Genomic DNA, 20,802 nt, shown 5'->3' on the forward strand with positions numbered 1-20,802 from the left:
CTGCTCGGTCGCTACTCAACCAGTCTGCATCCATGGTTACAATATGCCTGGGCGTCGCTATCAATCTGGCCCCTCGAACAGCTCACCTTCTACCACCAGCACCGTTTGCCCCGGCGATTTGCGTGGCAGATCCCAACCGCCGGTCAGAGCACCAAATGATGGTAATACGCTTACCTGGTCACGAAACCAGAATACCGGAGCACGCAGGCGATCGGCCGCGACCTGCAGGGTCAGAACCGGGTGAAGGTGCCCGGCCAGCACATGACGTCCCGTCACTGGTTCTGGCTCGTGGCGTAAACGAAAGGGGCCGAGATCCAGATGCTCATGCCAGTCAATGCCCAGCTCCACGCCCGCGGCGTGCCGGTCGTGATTGCCCACCACGGCTTCCATTGATACAGCCCGATGCCGAGCCCGCCAGATGGGAAACAGATCGAGAAAGGGCTCGCCGGAAAGGGGCCGGTGGTGGAAAAAATCACCCAGCACAATCAGCCTTTGGGGTTTGAATTCGTCCAGCAAAAGGCTCAGGCGCTGCAGGTCATCGCGGCTCTGGCCGCTGGGCACCGCCAAACCACGGCGACGCATCAGCGCTGCCTTGCCAAAATGGGTGTCGGCTACCAGCAATGTCGACTCGGCGGGATAGAAAAGTGCGCGCTCACCGTGAAGCACCACATCAGCTCCTGCCAACTGCCATTCCAGAGTGCGACTCATGGATGCCTCCCAGGTTTGCGCGCTGCGTGTTTTTCCAGGCTGTCCATCATCCGCTGTACCCTTTCGCGCCAGCCTTCGGTACTGATCCGGTTGCGCTGGCGCTCTACCCAAAGCGGGAAAGCGAGGGGTGAAAAGCGCTCCAGCGAAACCAGGACCAGCTGCTGACCAGCTGCGTGCTCAAGCACACTGCGTAAACGCTGGATTTCCAGTTGATCTTCGAGCACTTCACGGCTGGCCTGGGCCAGCAGTCGATGTTCGGGATCATAGCGCTTGAGGGTATCGTAAAGCAGTCCGCTGGATGCCTGCAGCTGGCGGTCACTCTTGCCACGCCCGGGGAAGCCCTGAAACACCAGACCACTGACCCGGGCAATATCCCGGAACTGGCGGCGGGCCAGCTCACCGGCGTTCAACGCAGCCAACACATGATCGAGCAGATCCTCGGGATCAAGCAGTGCATGCCAGTCGGCATCGGTCATTTCAGGGAAGGTGGTGGAGGTAAGCAACTCGAGCCCGTAATCATTCACTGATAACGAGAACGTGGCCGGCATTATTTGCCCCAGGCGCCAGGCAAGCAGTGCCGCCAGACCTTCGTGGGCCAGCCGTCCGGCAAAGGGATAGATAAACAGGTGATGACCTTCGCGGGAGGTGCAACGTTCGATCAACAGCCGGTTACGCCCGGGCAAAGCCGACTGCTGCTTCTGCAGCTCCAGCACCGGAGCGATGGCGGCCACTTCGGCATCCTTATACTGACCCGCCTGCACCTCTTCGAAAATGGCCAGCACGCTATCGGCCAGCTCACTGGACAGCGGCAAGCGTCCACCATACCAGCGCGGAACGCTATGCCGCTTGGTCTTGGCCAGGCGCACGTAGGCGACCAGATCTCGCACCTTGACCAGCTCCAGGGCACGGCCTGAAAACAGAAACACATCACCGGGCTTGAGCCGGGCAATGAAAGTCTCCTCAATGCTGCCCAGGCTACCGCCCTTCATGAAACGTACCTGAATCTGCGCGTCGCTGGTGATGGTACCTATCGCCAGCCGATGACGACGGGCAATACCGGTGTCTTCCACCGTATAGCGACCGTCCTGCACCACCACGCGCTGAAACTGGGGGTAGTGCTCCAGCACCGGTCCACCCCGGGTGATGAACACCAGGCACCAGTTAAAGAGGGTTTCGTCCAGTTCAGCGAAGGCATGGGTGCTGCGCAACTCGGCCAGCGCCTGTTCGGGAACGAAGCCAGGCCCCGCCGCCAGGGTGACAAGATGCTGCACCAGCACATCCAGGCTCAATCGTAGAGGCCGCCGGGCTTCCACACGACCCGCCTCCCAGGCGCGGCGCACTGCGGCGATCTCTACCAGCTCCAATGCGTGACTGGGCACACAGAGAATTTCACTGGCCGCGCCCGGCTGGTGCCCGGAACGCCCGGCGCGCTGCATCAGGCGGGCCACACCCTTGGGGCTGCCAATTTGCACAACCCGATCCACCGGCGAAAAATCCACGCCCAGATCCAGGCTCGAAGTGCAGACAACACAGCGGAAATCCCCTTGGCGCAAACCCTCTTCGATACGGCGGCGCACCTTGCGATCAATGGAGCCATGATGCAGCCCGAGTTCGGTTACCCATTCCAATCGCGCCTTGATGATCGCCTCGAACCAGAGCTCGGCCTGGGAACGGGTATTGGTAAACAGCAATGCCGTTTTTCCCTCCCCCAGATAATCGAGTACACCCTCAAGCTGTGACAGACCCAGATGCCCGGCCCAGGGGAAACGTTCGACATTGGCCGGGCACAGGCCCCGAATAGTGATAGGTTTACTCTGCGCCCCGGCAATACGCTCTCCCGGTGCAGCGCCCTCGCCCAGCAATACCGACATGGCCTCGTCCAGGTTGCCCAGGGTCGCCGACAATCCCCATACCGACAGCTTGGGCTGTCGAGCGCGCAACCAGGCCAGGCAAAGCTGCAGTTGGACGCCACGCTTGTTGCCGAGCAACTCATGCCACTCATCGACAACAACCGCGTCAAGATGTCTGAAGCTTTCCTCGGCATTGCGGTAAGAGAGCAGCACCGACAGGCTCTCGGGGGTGGTGACCAGAGCTTCCGGCAGTTTGCGTCGTTGCCGTGCTCGTACGCTGGCAGTGGTGTCGCCGGTGCGGGTCTCGACTGCCCAGTCCAGCCCCAGGCTGTCGACCGCCTGTTGCAGATGGCCTGCGGTATCACTGGCCAGGGCGCGCAAGGGTGTAATCCAGAGCACACGCAGGCCGCCAGTGCGCGCAGGTTTTTCCAAGGCAGCTGACACCGGGCCCAGCCAGGCTGCCAGGGTTTTGCCCGAGCCTGTTGAAGCATGGATCAAACCACTGCGTCCGGCACGAAATGCCTGCCAGGCCTGACGCTGGAAAGGCGCTGGGGTCCAGCCCTGAGCGGCAAACCAGGTTTCGATCAGCGCCAGACCGTCACCGGCGCTTTTAGCTGCCACAGGCTTAGCCGCCATACAGACGCAGCAGGTCTTTCACCTGCTCCAGGGTATCGGCCTCGGCCACGGGCTTGTCCTGACGCCAGCGAGCAATGCGTGGAAAGCGCAAGGCAATGCCGGACTTGTGCCGGGGAGAGGGTTGAATGCCCTCGAAGGCAATTTCCAGCACATGCTCGGGTTTCAACGAACGCACCGGCCCGAACTTCTCGACGGTGTTGCGACGGATCCAGTGATCAAGCTTCTGGATTTCCTTGTCGGTCAGGCCGGAATAGGCCTTGGCGATAGGCACAAAGGCATCGCCATCACGCACTGCCAGGGTGTAATCGGTGTACAGATTGGCGCGCCGGCCGTGGCCGGGCTGGGCGTACAGCAATACAGCATCGATCGTCAGCGGCTCGATCTTCCATTTCCACCAGTCACCGCGTACTCGACCACTGCGATAGGGGCTGTCCAGCCGTTTGAGCATCAGCCCCTCGACCATGCGCTCGCGGCTTTCCTCGCGCAATTGCGCTAGCCCATGCCAATCGCTGGCGGTGACACTCGGGCTGATACGCACTGCGGTTTCGCCGCTGCCGGCAAGCAGCTCTTCCAGCAAGGCACGGCGCTCACCAAGCGGTCGCTCGCGCCAGTCCTGTTGCTGATATTCCAGCACGTCGTAGGCAAGAAAGATGACCGGCACTTCGCGCAGCATTTTCTCGCCAATTGTCTTGCGCTGAATGCGTCGCTGCATCTGCGAGAACGGCAATACACCGCTATCCCAGGCGAGAATTTCCCCGTCAAGGACTACCTCCGGCAAGTCCGTTGCGGCTAACTCCACCTCCGGGAAACGGCCATTCATGGGCTCCTCCCCGCGTGACCATAGCCAGACCCCACCGGGTCGGGCGATCAGCTGCGCGCGAATCCCATCCCACTTCCATTCCGCCAACCAATCCTGCGCTGCGCCCAGTGACTCCGGCTCACTTTCAAGAGGCGAGGCCAGAAAGAACGGATATGGCTGACCTTCACGCTCCTCCCGTTGCTCCTGGTCGAAGAGCGCTGTGAAGAACTCAGCTGTGGGTTCGAATTCGCCGATCAGCCGCCTTGCGATCAGAGCCCTTGGCAAATCACCCAGCGCGGCCAGAGCGCGCTCGACCAGACCGCGGGATACGCCTACCCGCAGGCTGCCGGTCAGCAGCTTGTTGTAGAGGAAGCACGCCGGTCGCGGCAGGCTGCGCCAATGGGCCAGCACATGGGCTTTCTGCTCGGGCTCTTCGAGCTTGCGCAGGCCCAGGATTGCCTGTTCGATCCATTCAGCCAGGGAGCCATCCACCGCCCGACGCTCACCCTCATCCTCCATAAGCAGGCTTATGGTTTCGGCCAGATCGCCCACATGCTGATAGGTTTCCTCCACCAGCCAGTCCGGAAGCCCGCTTGCCTCGGCCAGCCATTCGCGCAGCTTGCGCGGGCCGATCAGGCGTTTCATCCGTCGCCCGGCCAACATGTAAACAGCCCAGGCTGCATCACCCGGTGGCGCAACACGGAAATAGTCGATCAGTGCGTCCTGCTTGACCTGGGTGCGGGTGGTGGCGTCGAGCTCGGCATACAGATTGGCAAAGGCCTGCATCAATCGTCCTCGCCGCCGTACAGGGTAGTCAGCGCCCGCGCATCAATTCCCTCGTGCTCGCGCAAATAGCGAACCAGGTCATCGCTGCGGCCATGGGTCGTCAGTACGGTGCTGGCACCGCAGTCACGGATGGTATTCAACAGGGCCGGCCAGTCAGCATGATCACTGAGCTCGAAGCCCTGATCATAGCCCCGTCGCCGGCGGTTTCCGCGTATACGCATCCAGCCCGAGGCAAAGCCGGTACTGGCATTCTTGTATCGGCGCATCCAGGGCGATCCGGCGGCGGAGGGCGGTGCCAATATCAGTTTCCCATTCATGCTTTCCGAGCGAGGCAGTTCGGATACCGCTTGCGTGGGTAGCATGGCGACATCCGCGTCCCTATATAGCCCGGTCAGTGCCACCATCGCGCCATGCAGATATACCGTGCGATCGGTGTGCGCGGTCAGCGCCGCCAACACTCGTTGCGCCTTGCCGAAGGCATAGGTAAACAGAACACACGGCCGATCCGGGTTGCCTGACCACCAGTCCCAGATCTGCTGGCCAACCTCCTCTACCGGTGGCCAGCGATAACAGGGCAGAGCAAAGGTGGCTTCAGTAATCAGGGTATCGCAGGGCACCACTTCAAAGGGTGCACAGGTGGGGTCGGCATCGCGCTTGTAATCGCCACTGACCACCCAAACCCGACCATCATCATGGGCGACGCGGACTTGCGCCGAGCCCAGCACATGGCCTGCCGAATGCAGGCTCAGGGTGATGGGGCCGAAGCGCCGTTGCTCGCCGTATGCCAGACCGATGAACTCATGCTCGCCCAGGCGATGGCGCAAAATGGGGACGCTCAGATGCTGGGCGTAATAAAGCTGATGGCCTGAACGCGCATGATCGGCGTGGGCATGGGTAATCACGGCCGTCGCTACCGGCCTCCAGGGATCGATATGGAAATTGCCGGCTGGGCAGTAAAGCCCTTCATCGGTAGGAATAACCAGGGGATCATGCATGCAATGGGGTACGTGTTGTCCAATTCGGCTTCAGCCTATCCGAGAAATAGGACAACGGGATCCTCGAGCTGTTACAGCGCGTGTAACAGCTCGATCACTGTTGGCAATACACCTCGGCTCAGGCGCGACGAGGTACAACCACTGCCAGCAGAAACAGCAGGGCAGCGGAAACGACAATGGATGGACCCGCCGGGGTATCGAGATTCCATGACAGCGTCAGTCCGCCAAGAACCGCAAGACAGCCCAACACGCTGGCCCCCAGCGCCATCTGCTCAGGCGTGCGAGCATGCCGCTGCGCCGCGGCAGGGGGAATGATCAACAGGGAGGTAATCAGCAACACGCCGACGATCTTCATCGCCACGGCAATCACAATGGCGATCAACAGCATCAGGGCCAGTCGTATGGCCGTGACCGGCAGCCCTTCTACCCTGGCCAACTCCTCATGCACGGTGATCGACAACAAGCGGCGCCATAACCAGGCCAACAGAACGCTGACCAATGCAAGGCCGCCCAGCATCCAGTACAGATCCGACCGGGCGATCGCCAGTAGATCGCCGAACAGGTAAGCCATCAGGTCTATCCGCACATTATCGGACAAGGCCAACACCACCAGCCCGAGCGACAGAGTACTGTGCGCCAGAATGCCCAGCAGCGTATCGCTGGCCAGCCATTGCTTGTGCTGCAGCGCAACCAGCAGCACCGCGAGGAGAACGCACCCCAGGGTGACCGAAACGGTCAGGTTGATTTCCAGGAGGATACCAAGCGCTACCCCCAGCAGTGCGGAGTGCGCGAGGGTATCGCCAAAATAGGCCATGCGTCGCCAGACCACGAACGACCCCAGCGGCCCCGCAGTCATGGCCAGAGCGAGCCCGGCAAGCAGTGCGTAAAGCAGAAAATCAGGCATGGTTGCAACCGGGTCCATGTTGGTGGGGCGCGCCGTCGACTACTTCACCGTGCAGGTCGTGGGCGTGGTCATGGTGATGGCTGTATACCGCCAGCGCGCTGGCGCGTTCACCAAACAGAGCCAGAAAAGCGGGGTCGGTACTGACCTGCTCGGGGTGGCCGGAACAGCACACATGGCGATTGATACACACCACCGTATTGGTGGTGGCCATGACCAGATGCAAGTCATGGGAAACCATCAAAACGCCACAGCCATAGCGATCACGCAGTCTGTTGATCAACTGATAGAGCTCGACCTGGCCATTGACATCCACACCCTGCACCGGCTCATCAAGTACCAACAGGTCCGGCTGACGCAACAGCGCCCTGGCCAGCAACACCCGCTGCAATTCACCGCCCGAGACCTGCTGCAACGGCCGATCACTCAGATGAGGGGCGGCAACATCCTCCAGGGCGGCCAACCCCTGCGCCCTGGTAACGCCCGGCGCCAGCAGCAGAAACCGCAATACCGTCAATGGCAGGCTGGCATCCACTTCCAGCTTCTGTGGCATGTAGCCAATGCGTAAGCGTGGCTCTCGTAGCACCGAGCCCGAGTCGGCCTTGAGCAGCCCAAGCACGATTCTGACCAGGCTGGTCTTGCCTGCACCGTTAGGTCCGATCAAGGTGACGACCTCACCCCGACGGACGCTCAGGCTGACATTTTCCAGGATGGCATTGCCTTGCAGGCGCAGGCTGACGCTCTGCAGATCGAGTAACCGCTCGCTCATGCTGCCGCCTGACACTGGGCGCACACACCGGTAATTTCCACAGTTTCGGACTCGATCTGAAAGCCCGCCGCATCGGCGCTGTCAGCAATGGCGCGGCGAATGGCGTCGCGATCCAGCTCAATGGCGATGTGGCACTGCTTGCAGATCAGAAATTGGCCCTGATGGCTATGCTCGGGGCTCGGACAACCGATAAACGCATTGAGTGAGGCTATCCTGTGCACCAGACCCTGTTCGAGCAAAAAGTCCAGTGCACGGTACACCGTTGGTGGCGCCGCACGGCGACCGTCCGCCCGGGCCAACGTATCGAGAATATCGTAGGCTCCCAGCGGTTTGTGGCTGGCCCAGACCAGCTCCAGCACGCGTTTGCGCAACGCGGTGAAGCGCACACCGGCGCGCTCGCACAGGTGTTCGGCAGACTCCAGCGCGCCACTCACGCATTCGCTGTGGTCATGGGGCTGATGGGGATCGTTGAGCATGCTTGTGTCTGGCATGAGGGCCTGGCCTTCAAAGTGGGTCTGTGCAAGGGCGAAAGTGCTGTTATCATATAACACTTTTCACCTTTGGAGGTATGGCCCATGCGGCTACGTCTGTATTTCTGTCTGATATGCCTGCTGGGCGCCAGCCATGCGCTGGCTGCCGACAATTCCCGGGTACTGACCACGATCAAACCCCTGCAACAGATAGCCGCGGCCGTGATGGATGGCGTAGACAGCCCGGCGCTACTGATGGAGCCTGGCGCCTCACCGCACACTTATGCGCTTCGCCCCTCCGACCGCCGCGCCCTGGCTGCGGCCGAACGTATCTACTGGGTCGGGCCGGAACTGGAACTGTTTCTTGAGGACCTGCTTGAGCGGCAGGAAAATTCCGTCGCACTGCTGCATCTGCCGCAGATGAGCGTTCGCGAGCAACTGCAGTCGCATAACTTTCAACAGGAAGAGCCTTCCGGACATGCTGGCCACGACACCCATGGGCAAGAGCATGACCACGGGCATGACCACGGCAGCTTGGATCCGCATATCTGGCTATCGCCGACCAACGCCAGGGCCATAGCCCGTTACATGGCAGAGGATCTTGCCAGCGTATATCCACAGCAGAGCGACCAGCTGCAAGCCAACCTCGCCGTATTCGAGCAGCGTTTGGCAGCGGTGGATGCCAGCCTGCAGGCAAGACTGAATGTGCTGCAGGACAAGCCCTATTTTGTCTTTCACGATGGCTACGGCTATTTCGAGGATCACTACGGCATACGCCCCCAGGGTATCTTCAGCCTGTCCCACGAGGTACAGCCCGGGGCGCGACACGTCAACCAGTTGCGCCAGCAATTGCAGGCAGCAGGGCCGAGTTGCGTGTTTACCGAGCCGCAATTCACTCCGCGTCTGGTCAACAGTCTGACCGAAGGTCTGCCTGTCAGCGTCGGGGTCCTGGATCCGCTGGGTAGCGCGATCGAAGTGGGGCCAAAAGGGTACGAACGCACGCTCGAAGACATTGCCGGGGCACTTGCCAGCTGCCTGGAAACGCTCTGATCAGAGCGCCATGGGCAGTTGCACGGCCACTTCACGGTGGCCTTCGAGAACCCGCAGAAAATGCGCCGGATCCTTGATCAGTACGCCGGGCTTCTCCTGATGATCAGCCGCCGCGATCCGGCGCGAGAGCCAGAAACGCAGCGCTGCCAGGCGCAGCATATCCGGCCAGTGGGTCGCTTCCACGGTCAGAAAGCGCCGTTGGCTAGCGTAACCGGCCAGCAATGCCTGGGCTCGCTCCGGATCAAGGCGCGCATTGTCGTCCAGACACCAGTCATTCGCGCAGATCGCCAGGTCATAGAGCGCCCAGCCAGTGGCCGCGTTGTAGAAGTCGATCAGCCCGGTCAGATTGGGGCCTTCGAACAGCACATTATCGCGAAACAGATCACCGTGGAGCACCGCCTTGGGCATGGGCGGACGCTCGGCCAGCAGGCCGTGCATCAGCGGCAACAGGGGCTCGATCAGCGCACGCTCTGACTCACTCATATCACCAAGCATGTTGCTGGTCTGTGTTTCCATCCACGCCAATCCGCGGTCGCTCTGACGCACCAAATCACTGGAAAGGGTTGCCGCGTGCATCTGCGCCAGCACCTTGCCCAGTGCCTGGCAGTGCCTCTCGTCGGGCTGCTGTATGTGCTTGCCGGGTAACCGCGGCTGCAACAGGGCTGGCTTGCCGTTCAGCTGGTGCAGCTTGCGGCCCAGCTGATCCGGCACCGCGAAAGGTACCGGCAAATCAGCTCCATGCAGGCAGTCAAGCAGGCTGACGAAGAACGGCAACTCATCCACGGGGCCACGCTCAACCAGCGTTAGCACAAACTCGCCCTGCTCGCAGCTGACAAAAAAATTACTATTCTCGGTGCCCGCGCTGATGCCCTCGAAGGCCACCAGGCGGCCAAGGTCGAAGGGCTTGAGGAAGGCGCTCAGCTCATTCTGGCTGAGTGGGGTAAATACAGACATCGGCTCAGGCTACCATTCGAAGATTTTCCAGGACGGTATGCGCATGCCTTCGGGTTGATCCGAGCGCATGAAATTGCCTTCGTCATCCACCGCAACCAGGAAGTAGGGCGGTCCGTTGTTGGGTATCACCTTGATGGCGTAGAGAAAACCGTTGACCCGGTATTCCTCGACGGTGCGATTACCCTCCTGACGAATAACGACTTCAGGCTCGCCCGTCAGCTCTTCCTGAGCCAGAGCAGCCGAGCCAATAGTAAGTACCAACCCGGTAACGGCCAATGCACGGCCAAGCATGCGTATCATGATAGTCTAGTCCCTTGATGATATGACCCCATCATTCTAGCCTCTTTTTAGCCATGGGAAGTTGACCTGAAGCATGACTGATCAAGCCCCCCTCGTTCTGGTGGATGGTTCCTCGTACCTATACCGGGCATTCCACGCGCTACCACCATTGATGACCTCGACCGGAAAACCCACAGGAGCGGTCAAGGGCGTGCTGAACATGCTCAACAGCTTGCGCCGGCAGTATCCGGACAGCCCTTTCGCGGTAGTGTTCGACGCCAAGGGCAAGACCTTCCGCGATGAGCTGTTCGAGGACTACAAGTCCCAGCGCCCGCCGATGCCTGATGATCTGCGCGTTCAGATCGAACCCTTGCACGCCAGCGTGAGGGCCCTGGGCCTGCCGCTACTTTGCGTGGATGGTGTCGAAGCAGACGATGTTATCGGCACGTTGGCCCGCCAGAGCGCAGCAGCAGGCTGCCCGGTAGTCATTTCCACCGGCGACAAGGACATGGCGCAGCTGGTGGATGAACACATTACTCTGGTCAACACCATGAGCGGCACCGTGCTGGACATTGCCGGGGTGAAGGAAAAGTTCGGTGTGGGCCCCGAGTGCATCATCGATTTTCTCGCGCTGATGGGCGACAAGTCGGACAATATTCCGGGTGTCCCCGGGGTTGGCGAGAAGACCGCGGTTGGCCTCGTAGCTGGCATCGGCGGCGGCCTGGACCTGATCTATGCCAACCTCGACAAGGTGCCGGAGCTGCCAATCCGCGGCGCCAAGAAGCTGCCGGAGAAGCTGCTGGAACATAAGGAGATGGCGTATCTCTCCTATCAACTGGCGACTATCAAGATCGACGTCGAGCTGGAGTTGCGCGCCGACGCGCTGATGCCGGGCGAGCCCGACCGTGATGCATTGAAAAAGCTCTACCAGGAACTGGAATTCAAGAACTGGCTGGATGATCTGGTGCGCGAGGAAAAAGCCGCCGGAGTCGCGCGAGCTGCGCCTGACCAGGCCGAAACCCTCGAAACACGCTATGCAACCGTCCTTGCCTGGGATGACTTTGAAAGCTGGCTGGATAAACTCAAGGCCGCGCCGCTGTTTGCCTTTGACACCGAAACAACCAGCGTACACGCCCAGCTTGCCGAGCTTGTGGGGGTTTCGCTGGCAGTCAGCCCCCATGAAGCCGCGTATATTCCGCTGCGTCACAGCTATATGGGCGTGCCAGAGCAACTGGATCGCGATCAGGTGTTGGCCGCGCTCAAGCCGCTGCTCGAAGATGCAGAAAAACCCAAGGTTGCGCAACACGCCAAGTACGATATCAATGTACTGGCTCATTACGGTATCAGCGTACGCGGCGTCGCCTTTGACACCATGCTCGAGTCCTATGTGCTCGACTCCACCGCCACGCGCCATGACATGGACAGCCTGGCGCTGAAATACCTGGGCCAGGGCACCACCCGGTTTGAAGACATTGCCGGCAAGGGCGCCAAGCAGCTGACCTTCGACCAGATTGCCCTTGAGCAGGCAGCTCCCTACGCCGCCGAAGACGCCGACGTGACACTGCGATTGCATCAGACTCTGTGGGCCAGACTGGCCGAGCAGCCATCGCTTGCCAGTGTTCTCCAGGATATCGAGATGCCCCTGGTACCCGTGCTGGCTGACATTGAACGCTGTGGCACACTTGTGGATGCACAGCTGCTGGGTATTCAGAGCCGCGAGCTGGGCGAGAAAATGGTTGCACTGGAGCGCGAGGCATTCGAGCTGGCCGGCGAAGAGTTCAACCTCGGCTCGCCCAAGCAGCTTGGCGTCATTCTGTACGAGAAGCAGGGCATCCCGGTTATCTCCAAGACCGCCAAGGGCCAGCCATCAACCGCCGAGGCGGTGCTGGCCGAATTGGCCGAGCAAGGTTATCCGCTGCCCCAGGTGATCATGCAGTACCGCACGGTAAGCAAGCTCAAGAGCACCTATACCGATCGACTCCCAGAGCAGATCAATCCGCGCACCGGGCGTATCCATACCAGTTACCACCAGGCAGTTACCGCCACTGGACGGCTGTCCTCATCGGACCCGAACCTGCAGAACATTCCGATCCGCAGCGCCGAGGGACGTCGCATCCGTCAGGCATTCATCGCGCCCAAGGGCTACAAGCTGATGGCCGCCGACTACTCGCAGATCGAATTGCGCATCATGGCCCATCTGGCAAAGGACGAGGGCCTGCTGCACGCATTTCGTCATGGCCTGGATGTACACAAGGCCACTGCAGCTGAAGTATTCGGTGTGGAACTTGACGATGTTTCAGCAGACCAGCGACGTAGCGCAAAGGCCATCAACTTCGGCCTGATCTATGGGATGAGCGCATTCGGCCTGGCCAAGCAGATCGATGTCGACCGCAAGCAGGCCCAGGCCTATATCGATCGCTATTTCACCCGCTACCCCGGCGTACTTGCGTACATGGAGCGCACCCGGGCCCAGGCCGGCGAGCAGGGCTATGTGGAAACCCTGTTTGGCCGCCGCCTGTATCTCCCGGAAATACATGCCAAGAATCAGGCCATGCGCAAGGGTGCGGAACGCACCGCGATCAACGCGCCCATGCAGGGTACTGCCGCCGATATCATCAAGCGTGCAATGGTCACCGTGGATAACTGGCTCCGCGAAACGGGTCTGGATGCCCGCGTTGTCATGCAGGTACACGACGAACTGGTTCTGGAGGTTCGTGAGGACCTTGTCGAGCAGGTAAGTGCCGGATTGAAGCAGCATATGGCCGGCGCCGCATCACTGGAGGTGCCCCTGGTTGTTGATGTCGGCGTGGGGAATAACTGGGACGAGGCGCATTGAGCAAAAATAATGGTGATATTCGTGAAAGAAACTGGAACTAAACAAACACGGGCCTAGTCAGAATGTGTGAATGGCCAGTCAAGCCTTTCATGTTCCTAGATGTGATTTAGTGTTGGCAGAACGTCGGGCAGTCCTTCCCTAGCACAGCCCGATGCTTGAATCCCGGATCTTCCCTCCCCATATGAGGTCCGGGATTTTTTTTGCCTGCCATTCAAGCTCTGGGGCTTAGTCTTCGCCTTCGCTCAAATCCGGGGCCTGATCATCCTCGGGCTCCTCTTCGGCAAACAACCAGCTCTCGAGAATCCCATAGGCTTCCTCCAGACCCTGACGCTTGGGCGCAGAAAACAGCTGCACCGTGGCGCGGTTGCCGTACTCCTTGCGCACGATGGTCTGGACCTTGAGCAGCACGTTCTTGGCCGCACCATAGGCAAGCTTGTCCGCCTTGCTGAGCAGAATATGCGCAGGCAGGCCGGTCACATCACTCCACTCGAGCATCATCCGGTCAAAATCCGAAAGCGGATGGCGGATGTCCATTACCAGCACCAACCCGGCCAGGGAGTCACGCCCGGTCAGATAGGCGTCCAAATGCTCTTTCCAGTGCTCTTTCAGTGCCAGAGGCACCTTGGCATAACCATAACCCGGCAGATCCACCAGGCGGCGCTGCTCATCCAGAGCAAAGAAGTTGATCAGTTGCGTACGGCCGGGCGTTTTCGAGGTTCGCGCCAGCCGTGCATGGGTCAGTGTATTCAGCGCGCTGGATTTGCCAGCGTTCGAGCGACCGGCGAAAGCGACTTCATAGCCACGGTCGAGTGGACACTGTTCGACCTGGCTGGCGCTTTTGATAAAGGTGGCTTGCTGACAAAGAGATACAAGGGGTGTTGCTGAGGGCATGGGAAGATCCGTTATGCTACTGTCGATTGGCCGATGACATTCACCTTGACCGTCACCTTAGTATATACTGCTGCGGTTTTATATCGCGAAAGCTTACTGCGACATTTTGGACATTGCATCGCCCCGAGGCGACGGCTAGCATGGGCCACCAGGTCCGAAGTGCGATCTCCAGGTGTTGTCTTCGGGATAAACGAGGCAGGCTGTTCCGCATAACACGGCGATAACGCCGGAAGGACAGACCAGGCCCCTCTTTCAGCCGTAATTGGATTAGCCGATGAATAAATTACTCATTAGTCTGGTGTTATCTCTCGGCATGGCCGGTTCGGTCCATGCAGCGCAGGGTGATGCTGAAGCCGGTGCTGGCAAAGTTGCAACCTGTGCCGCATGCCATGGTGGCGATGGTAACAGCGCGCAGCCCAGTTTTCCCAAGCTGGCCGGCCTGGGTGAGAAATATCTGTACAAGCAGCTGCTCGACGTCAAGGAAGGCCGCCGTGTGATTGTCGAAATGACTGGCATCCTGGATCCGCTGAGCGATCAGGATCTGCTGGACATCGCCGCCTACTACGACGCTCAGGTTCCCTCGATGGGCGTAGCCGATGCAGATCTTGCTGCCCGTGGCGAGGAAATCTACCGCGGCGGCAACCTGGCTACCGGCCTGCCGGCATGTACCGGCTGCCATTCGCCAACAGGCAAGGGCAACGATCCGGCAGGCTATCCACGTCTGGCTGGTCAACATGCTGCCTATACTGCCAAGCAGCTGACGAACTTCCGTGAGGGCGTGCGCGACAATGATGGCGAAGGCATGATCATGCGTACTATCGCCGGACGTTTGAGCAACAAGGACATCGAGGCCGTTTCCAACTATATTCAGGGCCTGCGTTAGGTCATTATGTTGCCAGGCATTTCTCGAGCTTCATTTCAAGGGTGACTTAGGTCACCCTTTTTATTGGTTGGCACATGTTGCCGCTCAGGGAACTTTTAACCAGCTTACCTGTTCCAAGTGGGTTGGCTACACACTAAATTCATTAGGGAAAAAACATGCGCGTATTGATGACTGCAACCCTGGTATGGCTGCTTGGCAGCCTGAATGCTGCTCAGGCCCAGGAGGCCATTCCATCGGCAGACTTCAAGGCCGGAGAACATTACATAGAGCTCACAACACCAGCCCCTACCCAGGATCCCGACAAGATCGAGGTAGCCGAGCTGTTCTGGTATGGCTGCGGCCATTGCTTCCAGTTCGAGCCGGTGCTTCAGGATTGGAAAAAAACGCTACCTGAAGATGTCAGCTTCCGTGAAGTACCCGCCCTCTTCGGTGGCGTCTGGAATACCCACGCGCAACTTTTCTACACCGTACAGAGCCTGGGCAAGCTGGAAGAAACGCATAAGGCCATCTTCAATGCGATCCATGTGGAGAAACTCCGGCTGGCCAACGAAGCCGAGATGATCGAGTTCCTTGAGCCATACGGCATCAGCGAAGAGCAGTTCGAGAAGGCCTGGTCTTCATTTGGCGTACGCAGCAAGATATCCGAGGCGGGCCGTCTGGCCAAAGCCTACCGGGCAACAGGGGTTCCAACGCTGATCGTGAACGGTAAATACCGGATTGAAGGCGGCATGGTAGGTGGCTTTGATGGCATGCTCGAGGTGGCAGACTACCTGATCGCCCAAGAGCGTCAGGCACGCTGAAGCATGCCTGAGGCCAAGCCAGTCATCCAGACTCGCCGGCGTTCGCTGCACGGCCAGATGCTGCCGGGAAACCTGCAGACCAATGACTTATGCCCAGCCGGGGCGATAGGGCTGCCGGAGGTGCTCAAGCTCCTGAGTTTCAATATTCAGGTGGGCATCAACACGCAGAAATATCACCACTATCTGACTCGCAGCTGGCAACACCTGCTACCAGCGACCGGCCGGCACAATGTACTCGGGCAGATCAGCCGGGTGCTGAGTGACTTTGATCTGGTCGCCCTGCAGGAAGTTGACGGTGGCAGCATTCGCTCCGGCTACGTCAATCAGGTCGAACATCTGGCCCGCGAGGGTCAGTTCCCCTTCTGGTATCAACAGCTCAATCGCAACCTGGGGCGCTTTGCTCAACACTCCAACGGTTTGCTTAGCCGCTTTGCCCCCGACTACCTTGAAGATCACAAGCTGCCCGGCATTCTGCCTGGCCGCGGCGCGATACTGACCAGCTTTGGTGAGGGACAAAATTCTCTGCTTGTGGTCATGATGCACCTGGCACTGAGTACCAAGGGCAGGGCCAATCAACTGGCCTACATACGTGACCGCATCGCCGATCACAAGCACGTGGTGCTCATGGGCGACATGAATACCCATGCCGAGGATCTGCTCGATCACTCGCCGCTCAAAGGCAGCAAGCTGCATACTGCCACGCTGCCCGGCACCTACCCCAGCTGGAAGCCCGCCAGGGTCCTGGACCACATTCTTATCAGCTCCAGTCTCAGCATCGAAAAGGTAGATGTACTTGCCCACCCCATCTCGGACCATCTGCCCGTAGCAATGCATATCCGTTTGCCTCCCGGGATTTGCACATCATCGCGCAAACCCCTGGACAACTGATTCAATAGGGCTCTGGCCAGAAGCCCCCTTTTCCATATAATCTTCTGTATCACCGTGTGCAGGAGCACTCATGATCGATACTCGTAACACCTCCCGGCCAACCGACAGCGCAGACACGAAGTCGCCTGCCGGGGCCTCTGACCAGCAGGAGCTGCTCAGGCGCGGGTTGGTTCGCGTAAGTATTGCAGCAGACGGACTCGACCCTCTGCTCGACAAACGCCTCAAAGAGCTACGCAGTGCCCTACGCAACGATGCCCCGCCTCACTTACTGACCGAGCTGATGCCCGAGCTTGAAAGGGCAGTACTGGCCGCTGACAGCGCCCGCGAAGAACGCATGCGCAACATAGGCGCCTCCCTGCGCACCCTCGTGAAGCAATTGCAGCAGCGCAGGTTGTCGGGCGAGGTTGGCACCTCGCTCAAGGAACTCGCCCAGCGTCTGAACGCCCCCATCGAATACGCCTCGACCGTAGAGAGATTGATTGCCGACATTGCCAGCTCCCAGGCCCAGGTACTGAACGCGGCACCAGGCGAAGCACCATCCGGTTTGCTGGCCCGGCTGTTCGGCTCGGGCAGCACGCCCGGTGTCAAAAAGACGGCCGAAGAGCAAGAAACACCAGAAACACCAGAAACACCAGAACCGATCATTATCGAGCAACCGGCAACCTCGACAGTAAAGTCAGAACCTGATGCCCTGATACCCGAGCTTCCTGCAAAACAAGAACACAGCATTGACAGTAGCGCTGAGAAGCCTGACGAGGATGCAGTGGTAGGCAATCTGGGGGGCGAAGAACAGCAATACTCCAAGGCCGCAGCTCACATTGAAACCGTCCTGCTTAACCTGATCTCGGAACTTCAGGTACTGGACAGCCAGCGTATCCAGACCGAACAACTTCGTGAACGTATTGCCGGCGGGCTGAATTGGTATGAGCTGGCGGCAGCTCTCGATGAGCTGGCCCTCCTGGTGCTTGGCGCACAGCAGAACCGCCAGCAGGATTTCGAGCTCTACCTCAAGCAGCTCAACAGCCGGCTTGCCCAGTTCCAGGGCAACCTCGAAGAAGCCCATGATGCCTACACCGGGTCTCTGGAAGTCGGGAGGGCTCTGGAAGGCACCATTCGCGATCAGGTCCAGGACCTGCACGGGGAGGTGAGTTCCGCCACTGACCTGGACACCCTGAAGGCCAACGTGCAGAGCCAGTTGGACGCTTTGCTGGTAAATGTCGAGCAATCGCGCACCTTGCATTTGGATCGCGAGCAGCAAGTGGCAGGGCGATTGAAGTCCATGGTCGACCGTATCGCGACCATGGAGGTAGAAGCGACCACGTTCCGCAACCACCTGGAAGAGCAGCGCAAACAGGCAATGATCGACACCCTGACCGGGCTACCCAACCGGGCCGGACTGCAAAAGCGGATGAATGAAGAGTACGAGCGCTGGCAACGCTATGGCGGTCAACTGCTGCTGGTGGTTCTGGATGTGGACCACTTCAAGCGCGTGAATGATCAATTTGGCCACCTGGCAGGCGACAAAGTATTGAGGCTGATTGCTCAGCAGTTGTCGCGTCGGTTGCGCAAGTCCGACTTTATCGGACGTTTCGGAGGCGAGGAATTCGTCATACTGATGCCGGGTACCAGTATCGAACACGCCGCGGTGGTGCTGGAAGAGCTCCGCGCCGGCATCGAGGAAAGCCCGTTTCATTTCAAGAAAGAACGCGTAACCATCACCATATCGATTGGTTACACCGACTTCCGGCAGAGTGACAGCCTGGAGGAGATCTTCGAGCGCGCAGACCAGGCGATGTACCGTGCCAAGGACAGTGGTCGCAACAGCCTGGTCCGGGCTGACTGAGCAGGATCACTCCGCCCACGTCGCCACGTAAGCTCCCTGCGGATCATGCCGCTCGGCCTGCATCGCGACGTTAAACGCCCTGCCGCCTCGCGGATCGTGTCCGACCCCGGCAATATATGCCCAATTTCCCCAGTTACTGGCAACGTCGTAATCAATCAACTGCTGCTCAAACCAGGCTGCGCCCAGGCGCCAGTCCTGTTTCAGATCGTGTATGAGATAACTGGCAGCGATCTGACGCCCTCGATTGGAGAGAAAGCCGCTGGCGTTAAGCTCGCGCAGGCAAGCGTCTACAAAGGGCTGACCGGTGTTGCCCTCACGCCAGTCCAGCCAACGCTGATCAGCACCACGCGGCGGCGTGCCGTTCTGCAAACCGCCAAAACGGAAAAAGGCTGAGCCCTGTACCCGCAGGCTGAGACGGAAAAACTCCCGCCAGAGCAGCTCGAACCATAGCCAGTAGGTCGAATCATTGGCGCCGTGCTCGACCTCATGGGCTCTGAGCTCCTGCACCACCCGCCGTGGCGAAAGGCAACCATGGCTGAGCCAGGTCGACAGCTTTGACGAAAAGTGTTTGCCCAGCAGCTCATTACGGGTTTCCTTGTAATGTCGTACGGACTGGCTCCCCCATAAATAGTCATCCAGCCATTCGCGACCCGCCAGCTCGCCACCGCCAGCGGGGAGAGCAGATCTGTGGTCCGCGCGGCAGGGCTGCAGACCCAGATCGGCAGGACCGGGTATGCCCCTGATCAGATCCAGCGCGCCGACCGGGAGCGGCGCCATGACGGTGGTCTCAGAGATTGGCAAATGGGCCGGCGGGTGCTTCTCTATCTTGTTACGGAAACGGGTAAATACGCCTGGCATGGCTTCCAGAGAGAAGGGCAGTTCGGTAGGCTCAAAGAGCCCGTTGCTCTCCAATACTTGCAGATCAACGCCGTTGGGCAAAGCACTGTGAAGCCTGTCCATTAGTGCCTGTTCATCCGGAGCATGCTCAGCGTGGGTGTACACAGCCTGAATGCCCATATCAATGCATAGCGCTGGCAGTAGCTCTTCGGGCTTGCCCTGCAACACCAGCAAATCCGAGCCTAGCGTGCGCAGGGAACGTCTCAGGTCGGCGAGACTCTCCAGGATGAACTGCGCTCGCCTCGGACCACAGGGCAACAATCCAAGGTGATCAGGCTCGAACCAGCGGGGATCCAGGCAGTACACCGGGAGGCAATCAGTGCCCCGCATGGCAGCAGCCAGCACCGGGTTATCGTCTACACGTAAATCCTGTTTGAACCACAGCAGGTTGGTCATATGCGGGCAGCGCCTATACAAATTCGATACAAGGATGATAATCTGCATAACTATTAATTGCCATGGGACATCAACGTGAATCAGCCAACTCCCCACACATTGCCCTGCCGCGGCTGTCAGGCCGACTGCCCCAACCGGGGACACTGTCAGGGCAAACCCTGGCGAAGCGATTTTAAGGGCCAGACCCGTCAGCCCCAGACCCCGCGACATTGATACGCTGCAACCGGTAAGGCGGCATGCTAGGCTGCTGCTTTTAACTAGCAGAGCCTGTCACCATGCCGCGCCGCGTTATTGCTCTTTTGTGTCTGTGCCTGCTGGTAACGCTGGGAGGCTGTACCCGCAGTCTGGATATTGATACCCGTTACACTTCTACAAATCACGACAGCCGGGTGCAGTACATCGTCGTGCACTACACCTCTTCAGGCTTTGACCGAGCCCTGCAACACCTGACCCATGGCTCGGTGAGCAGTCATTATCTGATCAGCAAGAAACCCACCATTTACCGACTGGTCGACGAAAACCGTCGCGCCTGGCATGCCGGCGACAGTACCTGGCAGGGCCGCACCTGGTTGAACGCCAGCTCGATCGGTATTGAAATTGTGCATCCGGGCTATACCGACACCCCGGAGGGCCGAATCTGGCACCCATGGCCTGCGGAGCAGATCGACGCGCTGATACCCCTGCTGCAAGATCTGCTGAAGCGTCATCAACTGACCCCGGACCGGGTTCTGGGCCACAGTGATATCGCACCGCAACGCAAGGTGGATCCGGGCCCCCTGTTTCCGTGGCAACGTCTAGCGGCCGCTGGTGTAGCTACCTGGCCAGACCCCAGCAAAGTCGCCCGAACTCAAACAGCGCTTGCGGGCCAGGCCCCACCCCTGATGTGGTTTGTTGAAACCCTCATCCGTTTTGGCTATGAGCTCAAGCCCGACTCCCAGCCTTCCAAAGCCACAACCAATGTTCTGGCTGCCTTCCAGATGCGCTTCAGGCCGAGCCAGTTCAATGGCCAGCCTGACGCGGAGACAGCAGCCATTCTCGCCACACTGGTACCTGAAGCTACGCAGTCGCCCCTATGGTGCCGTCCGCTCACAGCTTCAACCACTAACCAACTACCCCTTTGCAGTGACACCGACGCCCCCTTCGGAGCTGTTCAGCCATGATCGGTCGACGC

18 protein-coding genes are annotated in these 20,802 nt (G+C 59.6%); 7 read left to right on the forward strand and 11 right to left on the reverse strand.

The window, feature by feature from the left end:
• Positions 1 to 60: 60 nt before the first annotated feature.
• The 7 genes from pdeM to FZF01_RS01510 form a co-directional block, all read right to left on the reverse strand.
• On the reverse strand, positions 61 to 708 hold the full coding sequence (pdeM, locus tag FZF01_RS01480; protein ID WP_150276325.1) for a ligase-associated DNA damage response endonuclease PdeM: 648 nt from the start codon (positions 706 to 708) through the stop codon (positions 61 to 63).
• On the reverse strand, positions 705 to 3,179 hold the full coding sequence (locus FZF01_RS01485) for a ligase-associated DNA damage response DEXH box helicase (protein ID WP_223825351.1): 2,475 nt from the start codon (positions 3,177 to 3,179) through the stop codon (positions 705 to 707). The genes pdeM and FZF01_RS01485 overlap by 4 nt, the downstream gene beginning before the upstream one ends.
• Positions 3,180 to 3,183: 4 nt before the next feature.
• Positions 3,184 to 4,779: an ATP-dependent DNA ligase gene (locus FZF01_RS01490; RefSeq protein WP_150276327.1), complete on the reverse strand. Its 1,596-nt coding sequence runs from the start codon at positions 4,777 to 4,779 to the stop codon at positions 3,184 to 3,186.
• The gene (locus tag FZF01_RS01495; RefSeq protein ID WP_150276328.1) at positions 4,779 to 5,774 is read right to left on the reverse strand and encodes a ligase-associated DNA damage response exonuclease; all 996 of its coding nucleotides are present in this window, start codon (positions 5,772 to 5,774) and stop codon (positions 4,779 to 4,781) included. Before FZF01_RS01495 ends, FZF01_RS01490 begins: the two co-directional genes overlap by 1 nt.
• Positions 5,775 to 5,892: 118 nt before the next feature.
• Positions 5,893 to 6,678, reverse strand: a complete 786-nt coding sequence (gene znuB / locus FZF01_RS01500; protein ID WP_150276329.1) for a zinc ABC transporter permease subunit ZnuB — start codon at positions 6,676 to 6,678, stop codon at positions 5,893 to 5,895.
• On the reverse strand, positions 6,671 to 7,444 hold the full coding sequence (gene znuC, locus FZF01_RS01505) for a zinc ABC transporter ATP-binding protein ZnuC (protein ID WP_150276330.1): 774 nt from the start codon (positions 7,442 to 7,444) through the stop codon (positions 6,671 to 6,673). Before znuC ends, znuB begins: the two co-directional genes overlap by 8 nt.
• The gene (locus tag FZF01_RS01510; RefSeq protein ID WP_150276331.1) at positions 7,441 to 7,935 is read right to left on the reverse strand and encodes a Fur family transcriptional regulator; all 495 of its coding nucleotides are present in this window, start codon (positions 7,933 to 7,935) and stop codon (positions 7,441 to 7,443) included. Before FZF01_RS01510 ends, znuC begins: the two co-directional genes overlap by 4 nt.
• 84 nt (positions 7,936 to 8,019) lie before the next feature.
• Between FZF01_RS01510 and znuA the strand changes: the two genes are divergently transcribed.
• Complete coding sequence (gene znuA / locus FZF01_RS01515) at positions 8,020 to 8,964, forward strand: zinc ABC transporter substrate-binding protein ZnuA (protein ID WP_150276332.1); 945 nt, start codon at positions 8,020 to 8,022, stop codon at positions 8,962 to 8,964.
• Here znuA and FZF01_RS01520 read toward each other — a convergent pair whose 3' ends face one another.
• Together FZF01_RS01520 and FZF01_RS01525 are read right to left on the reverse strand one after the other, a co-directional pair.
• The gene (locus FZF01_RS01520) at positions 8,965 to 9,918 is read right to left on the reverse strand and encodes a homoserine kinase (RefSeq protein WP_150276333.1); all 954 of its coding nucleotides are present in this window, start codon (positions 9,916 to 9,918) and stop codon (positions 8,965 to 8,967) included.
• Positions 9,919 to 9,927: 9 nt separating this feature from the next.
• Positions 9,928 to 10,209 (reverse strand): DUF2782 domain-containing protein, encoded by a 282-nt coding sequence (locus tag FZF01_RS01525; protein WP_150276709.1) that lies wholly within the window; start codon positions 10,207 to 10,209, stop codon positions 9,928 to 9,930.
• Between the two features lie 82 nt (positions 10,210 to 10,291).
• Here FZF01_RS01525 and polA point away from each other — a divergent pair, with 82 nt between their 5' ends.
• Positions 10,292 to 13,033 carry a DNA polymerase I gene (polA, locus tag FZF01_RS01530; protein WP_150276334.1) on the forward strand — a complete coding sequence of 914 codons (2,742 nt, stop codon included), beginning with the start codon at positions 10,292 to 10,294 and terminating at the stop codon, positions 13,031 to 13,033.
• Positions 13,034 to 13,258: 225 nt separating this feature from the next.
• On the opposite strand, the gene yihA is transcribed toward polA, so the two are convergent.
• Positions 13,259 to 13,924: a ribosome biogenesis GTP-binding protein YihA/YsxC gene (yihA, locus tag FZF01_RS01535; RefSeq protein ID WP_150276335.1), complete on the reverse strand. Its 666-nt coding sequence runs from the start codon at positions 13,922 to 13,924 to the stop codon at positions 13,259 to 13,261.
• A 274-nt stretch (positions 13,925 to 14,198) separates the two neighbouring features.
• Here yihA and FZF01_RS01540 point away from each other — a divergent pair, with 274 nt between their 5' ends.
• From FZF01_RS01540 to FZF01_RS01555, 4 genes are all read left to right on the forward strand, one after another.
• On the forward strand, positions 14,199 to 14,807 hold the full coding sequence (locus tag FZF01_RS01540; RefSeq protein WP_150276336.1) for a c-type cytochrome: 609 nt from the start codon (positions 14,199 to 14,201) through the stop codon (positions 14,805 to 14,807).
• Positions 14,808 to 14,962: 155 nt separating this feature from the next.
• Positions 14,963 to 15,607, forward strand: a complete 645-nt coding sequence (locus FZF01_RS01545; protein ID WP_150276337.1) for a thiol:disulfide interchange protein DsbA/DsbL — start codon at positions 14,963 to 14,965, stop codon at positions 15,605 to 15,607.
• A 57-nt stretch (positions 15,608 to 15,664) separates the two neighbouring features.
• Positions 15,665 to 16,495, forward strand: coding sequence for an endonuclease/exonuclease/phosphatase family protein (locus tag FZF01_RS01550; RefSeq protein WP_150276710.1), 831 nt, complete (start codon positions 15,665 to 15,667; stop codon positions 16,493 to 16,495).
• Positions 16,496 to 16,565: 70 nt separating this feature from the next.
• Positions 16,566 to 18,338 (forward strand): GGDEF domain-containing protein, encoded by a 1,773-nt coding sequence (locus FZF01_RS01555; RefSeq protein WP_150276338.1) that lies wholly within the window; start codon positions 16,566 to 16,568, stop codon positions 18,336 to 18,338.
• A gap of 6 nt (positions 18,339 to 18,344) precedes the next feature.
• Here the strand turns inward: FZF01_RS01555 and FZF01_RS01560 are convergent, their stop codons facing one another.
• A complete protein-coding gene (locus FZF01_RS01560) occupies positions 18,345 to 19,631 on the reverse strand; it encodes a DASH family cryptochrome (protein WP_188434332.1) in 1,287 nt (428 codons plus the stop codon).
• Between the two features lie 275 nt (positions 19,632 to 19,906).
• On the opposite strand from FZF01_RS01560, the gene FZF01_RS01565 reads away from it, so the two are divergent.
• Positions 19,907 to 20,791, forward strand: a complete 885-nt coding sequence (locus FZF01_RS01565; protein WP_150276340.1) for an N-acetylmuramoyl-L-alanine amidase — start codon at positions 19,907 to 19,909, stop codon at positions 20,789 to 20,791.
• Positions 20,792 to 20,802: the final 11 nt, after the last annotated feature.

The sequence above is a fragment of the Halopseudomonas salina genome, from assembly GCF_008641105.1.

Coding starts and splice junctions, on each gene's coding strand:
- FZF01_RS01490 (WP_150276327.1), bottom strand. CDS start 4,779: ATGCAGGCCTTTGCCAATCTGTATGCCGAGCTCGACGCCACCACCCGC.
- FZF01_RS01520 (WP_150276333.1), bottom strand. CDS start 9,918: ATGTCTGTATTTACCCCACTCAGCCAGAATGAGCTGAGCGCCTTCCTC.
- yihA (WP_150276335.1), bottom strand. CDS start 13,924: ATGCCCTCAGCAACACCCCTTGTATCTCTTTGTCAGCAAGCCACCTTT.
- znuB (WP_150276329.1), bottom strand. CDS start 6,678: ATGCCTGATTTTCTGCTTTACGCACTGCTTGCCGGGCTCGCTCTGGCC.
- znuA (WP_150276332.1), top strand. CDS start 8,020: ATGCGGCTACGTCTGTATTTCTGTCTGATATGCCTGCTGGGCGCCAGC.
- pdeM (WP_150276325.1), bottom strand. CDS start 708: ATGAGTCGCACTCTGGAATGGCAGTTGGCAGGAGCTGATGTGGTGCTT.
- FZF01_RS01565 (WP_150276340.1), top strand. CDS start 19,907: ATGCCGCGCCGCGTTATTGCTCTTTTGTGTCTGTGCCTGCTGGTAACG.
- znuC (WP_150276330.1), bottom strand. CDS start 7,444: ATGAGCGAGCGGTTACTCGATCTGCAGAGCGTCAGCCTGCGCCTGCAA.
- FZF01_RS01560 (WP_188434332.1), bottom strand. CDS start 19,631: ATGACCAACCTGCTGTGGTTCAAACAGGATTTACGTGTAGACGATAAC.
- FZF01_RS01495 (WP_150276328.1), bottom strand. CDS start 5,774: ATGCATGATCCCCTGGTTATTCCTACCGATGAAGGGCTTTACTGCCCA.
- FZF01_RS01545 (WP_150276337.1), top strand. CDS start 14,963: ATGCGCGTATTGATGACTGCAACCCTGGTATGGCTGCTTGGCAGCCTG.
- polA (WP_150276334.1), top strand. CDS start 10,292: ATGACTGATCAAGCCCCCCTCGTTCTGGTGGATGGTTCCTCGTACCTA.
- FZF01_RS01540 (WP_150276336.1), top strand. CDS start 14,199: ATGAATAAATTACTCATTAGTCTGGTGTTATCTCTCGGCATGGCCGGT.
- FZF01_RS01510 (WP_150276331.1), bottom strand. CDS start 7,935: ATGCCAGACACAAGCATGCTCAACGATCCCCATCAGCCCCATGACCAC.
- FZF01_RS01550 (WP_150276710.1), top strand. CDS start 15,665: ATGCTGCCGGGAAACCTGCAGACCAATGACTTATGCCCAGCCGGGGCG.
- FZF01_RS01525 (WP_150276709.1), bottom strand. CDS start 10,209: ATGCTTGGCCGTGCATTGGCCGTTACCGGGTTGGTACTTACTATTGGC.
- FZF01_RS01555 (WP_150276338.1), top strand. CDS start 16,566: ATGATCGATACTCGTAACACCTCCCGGCCAACCGACAGCGCAGACACG.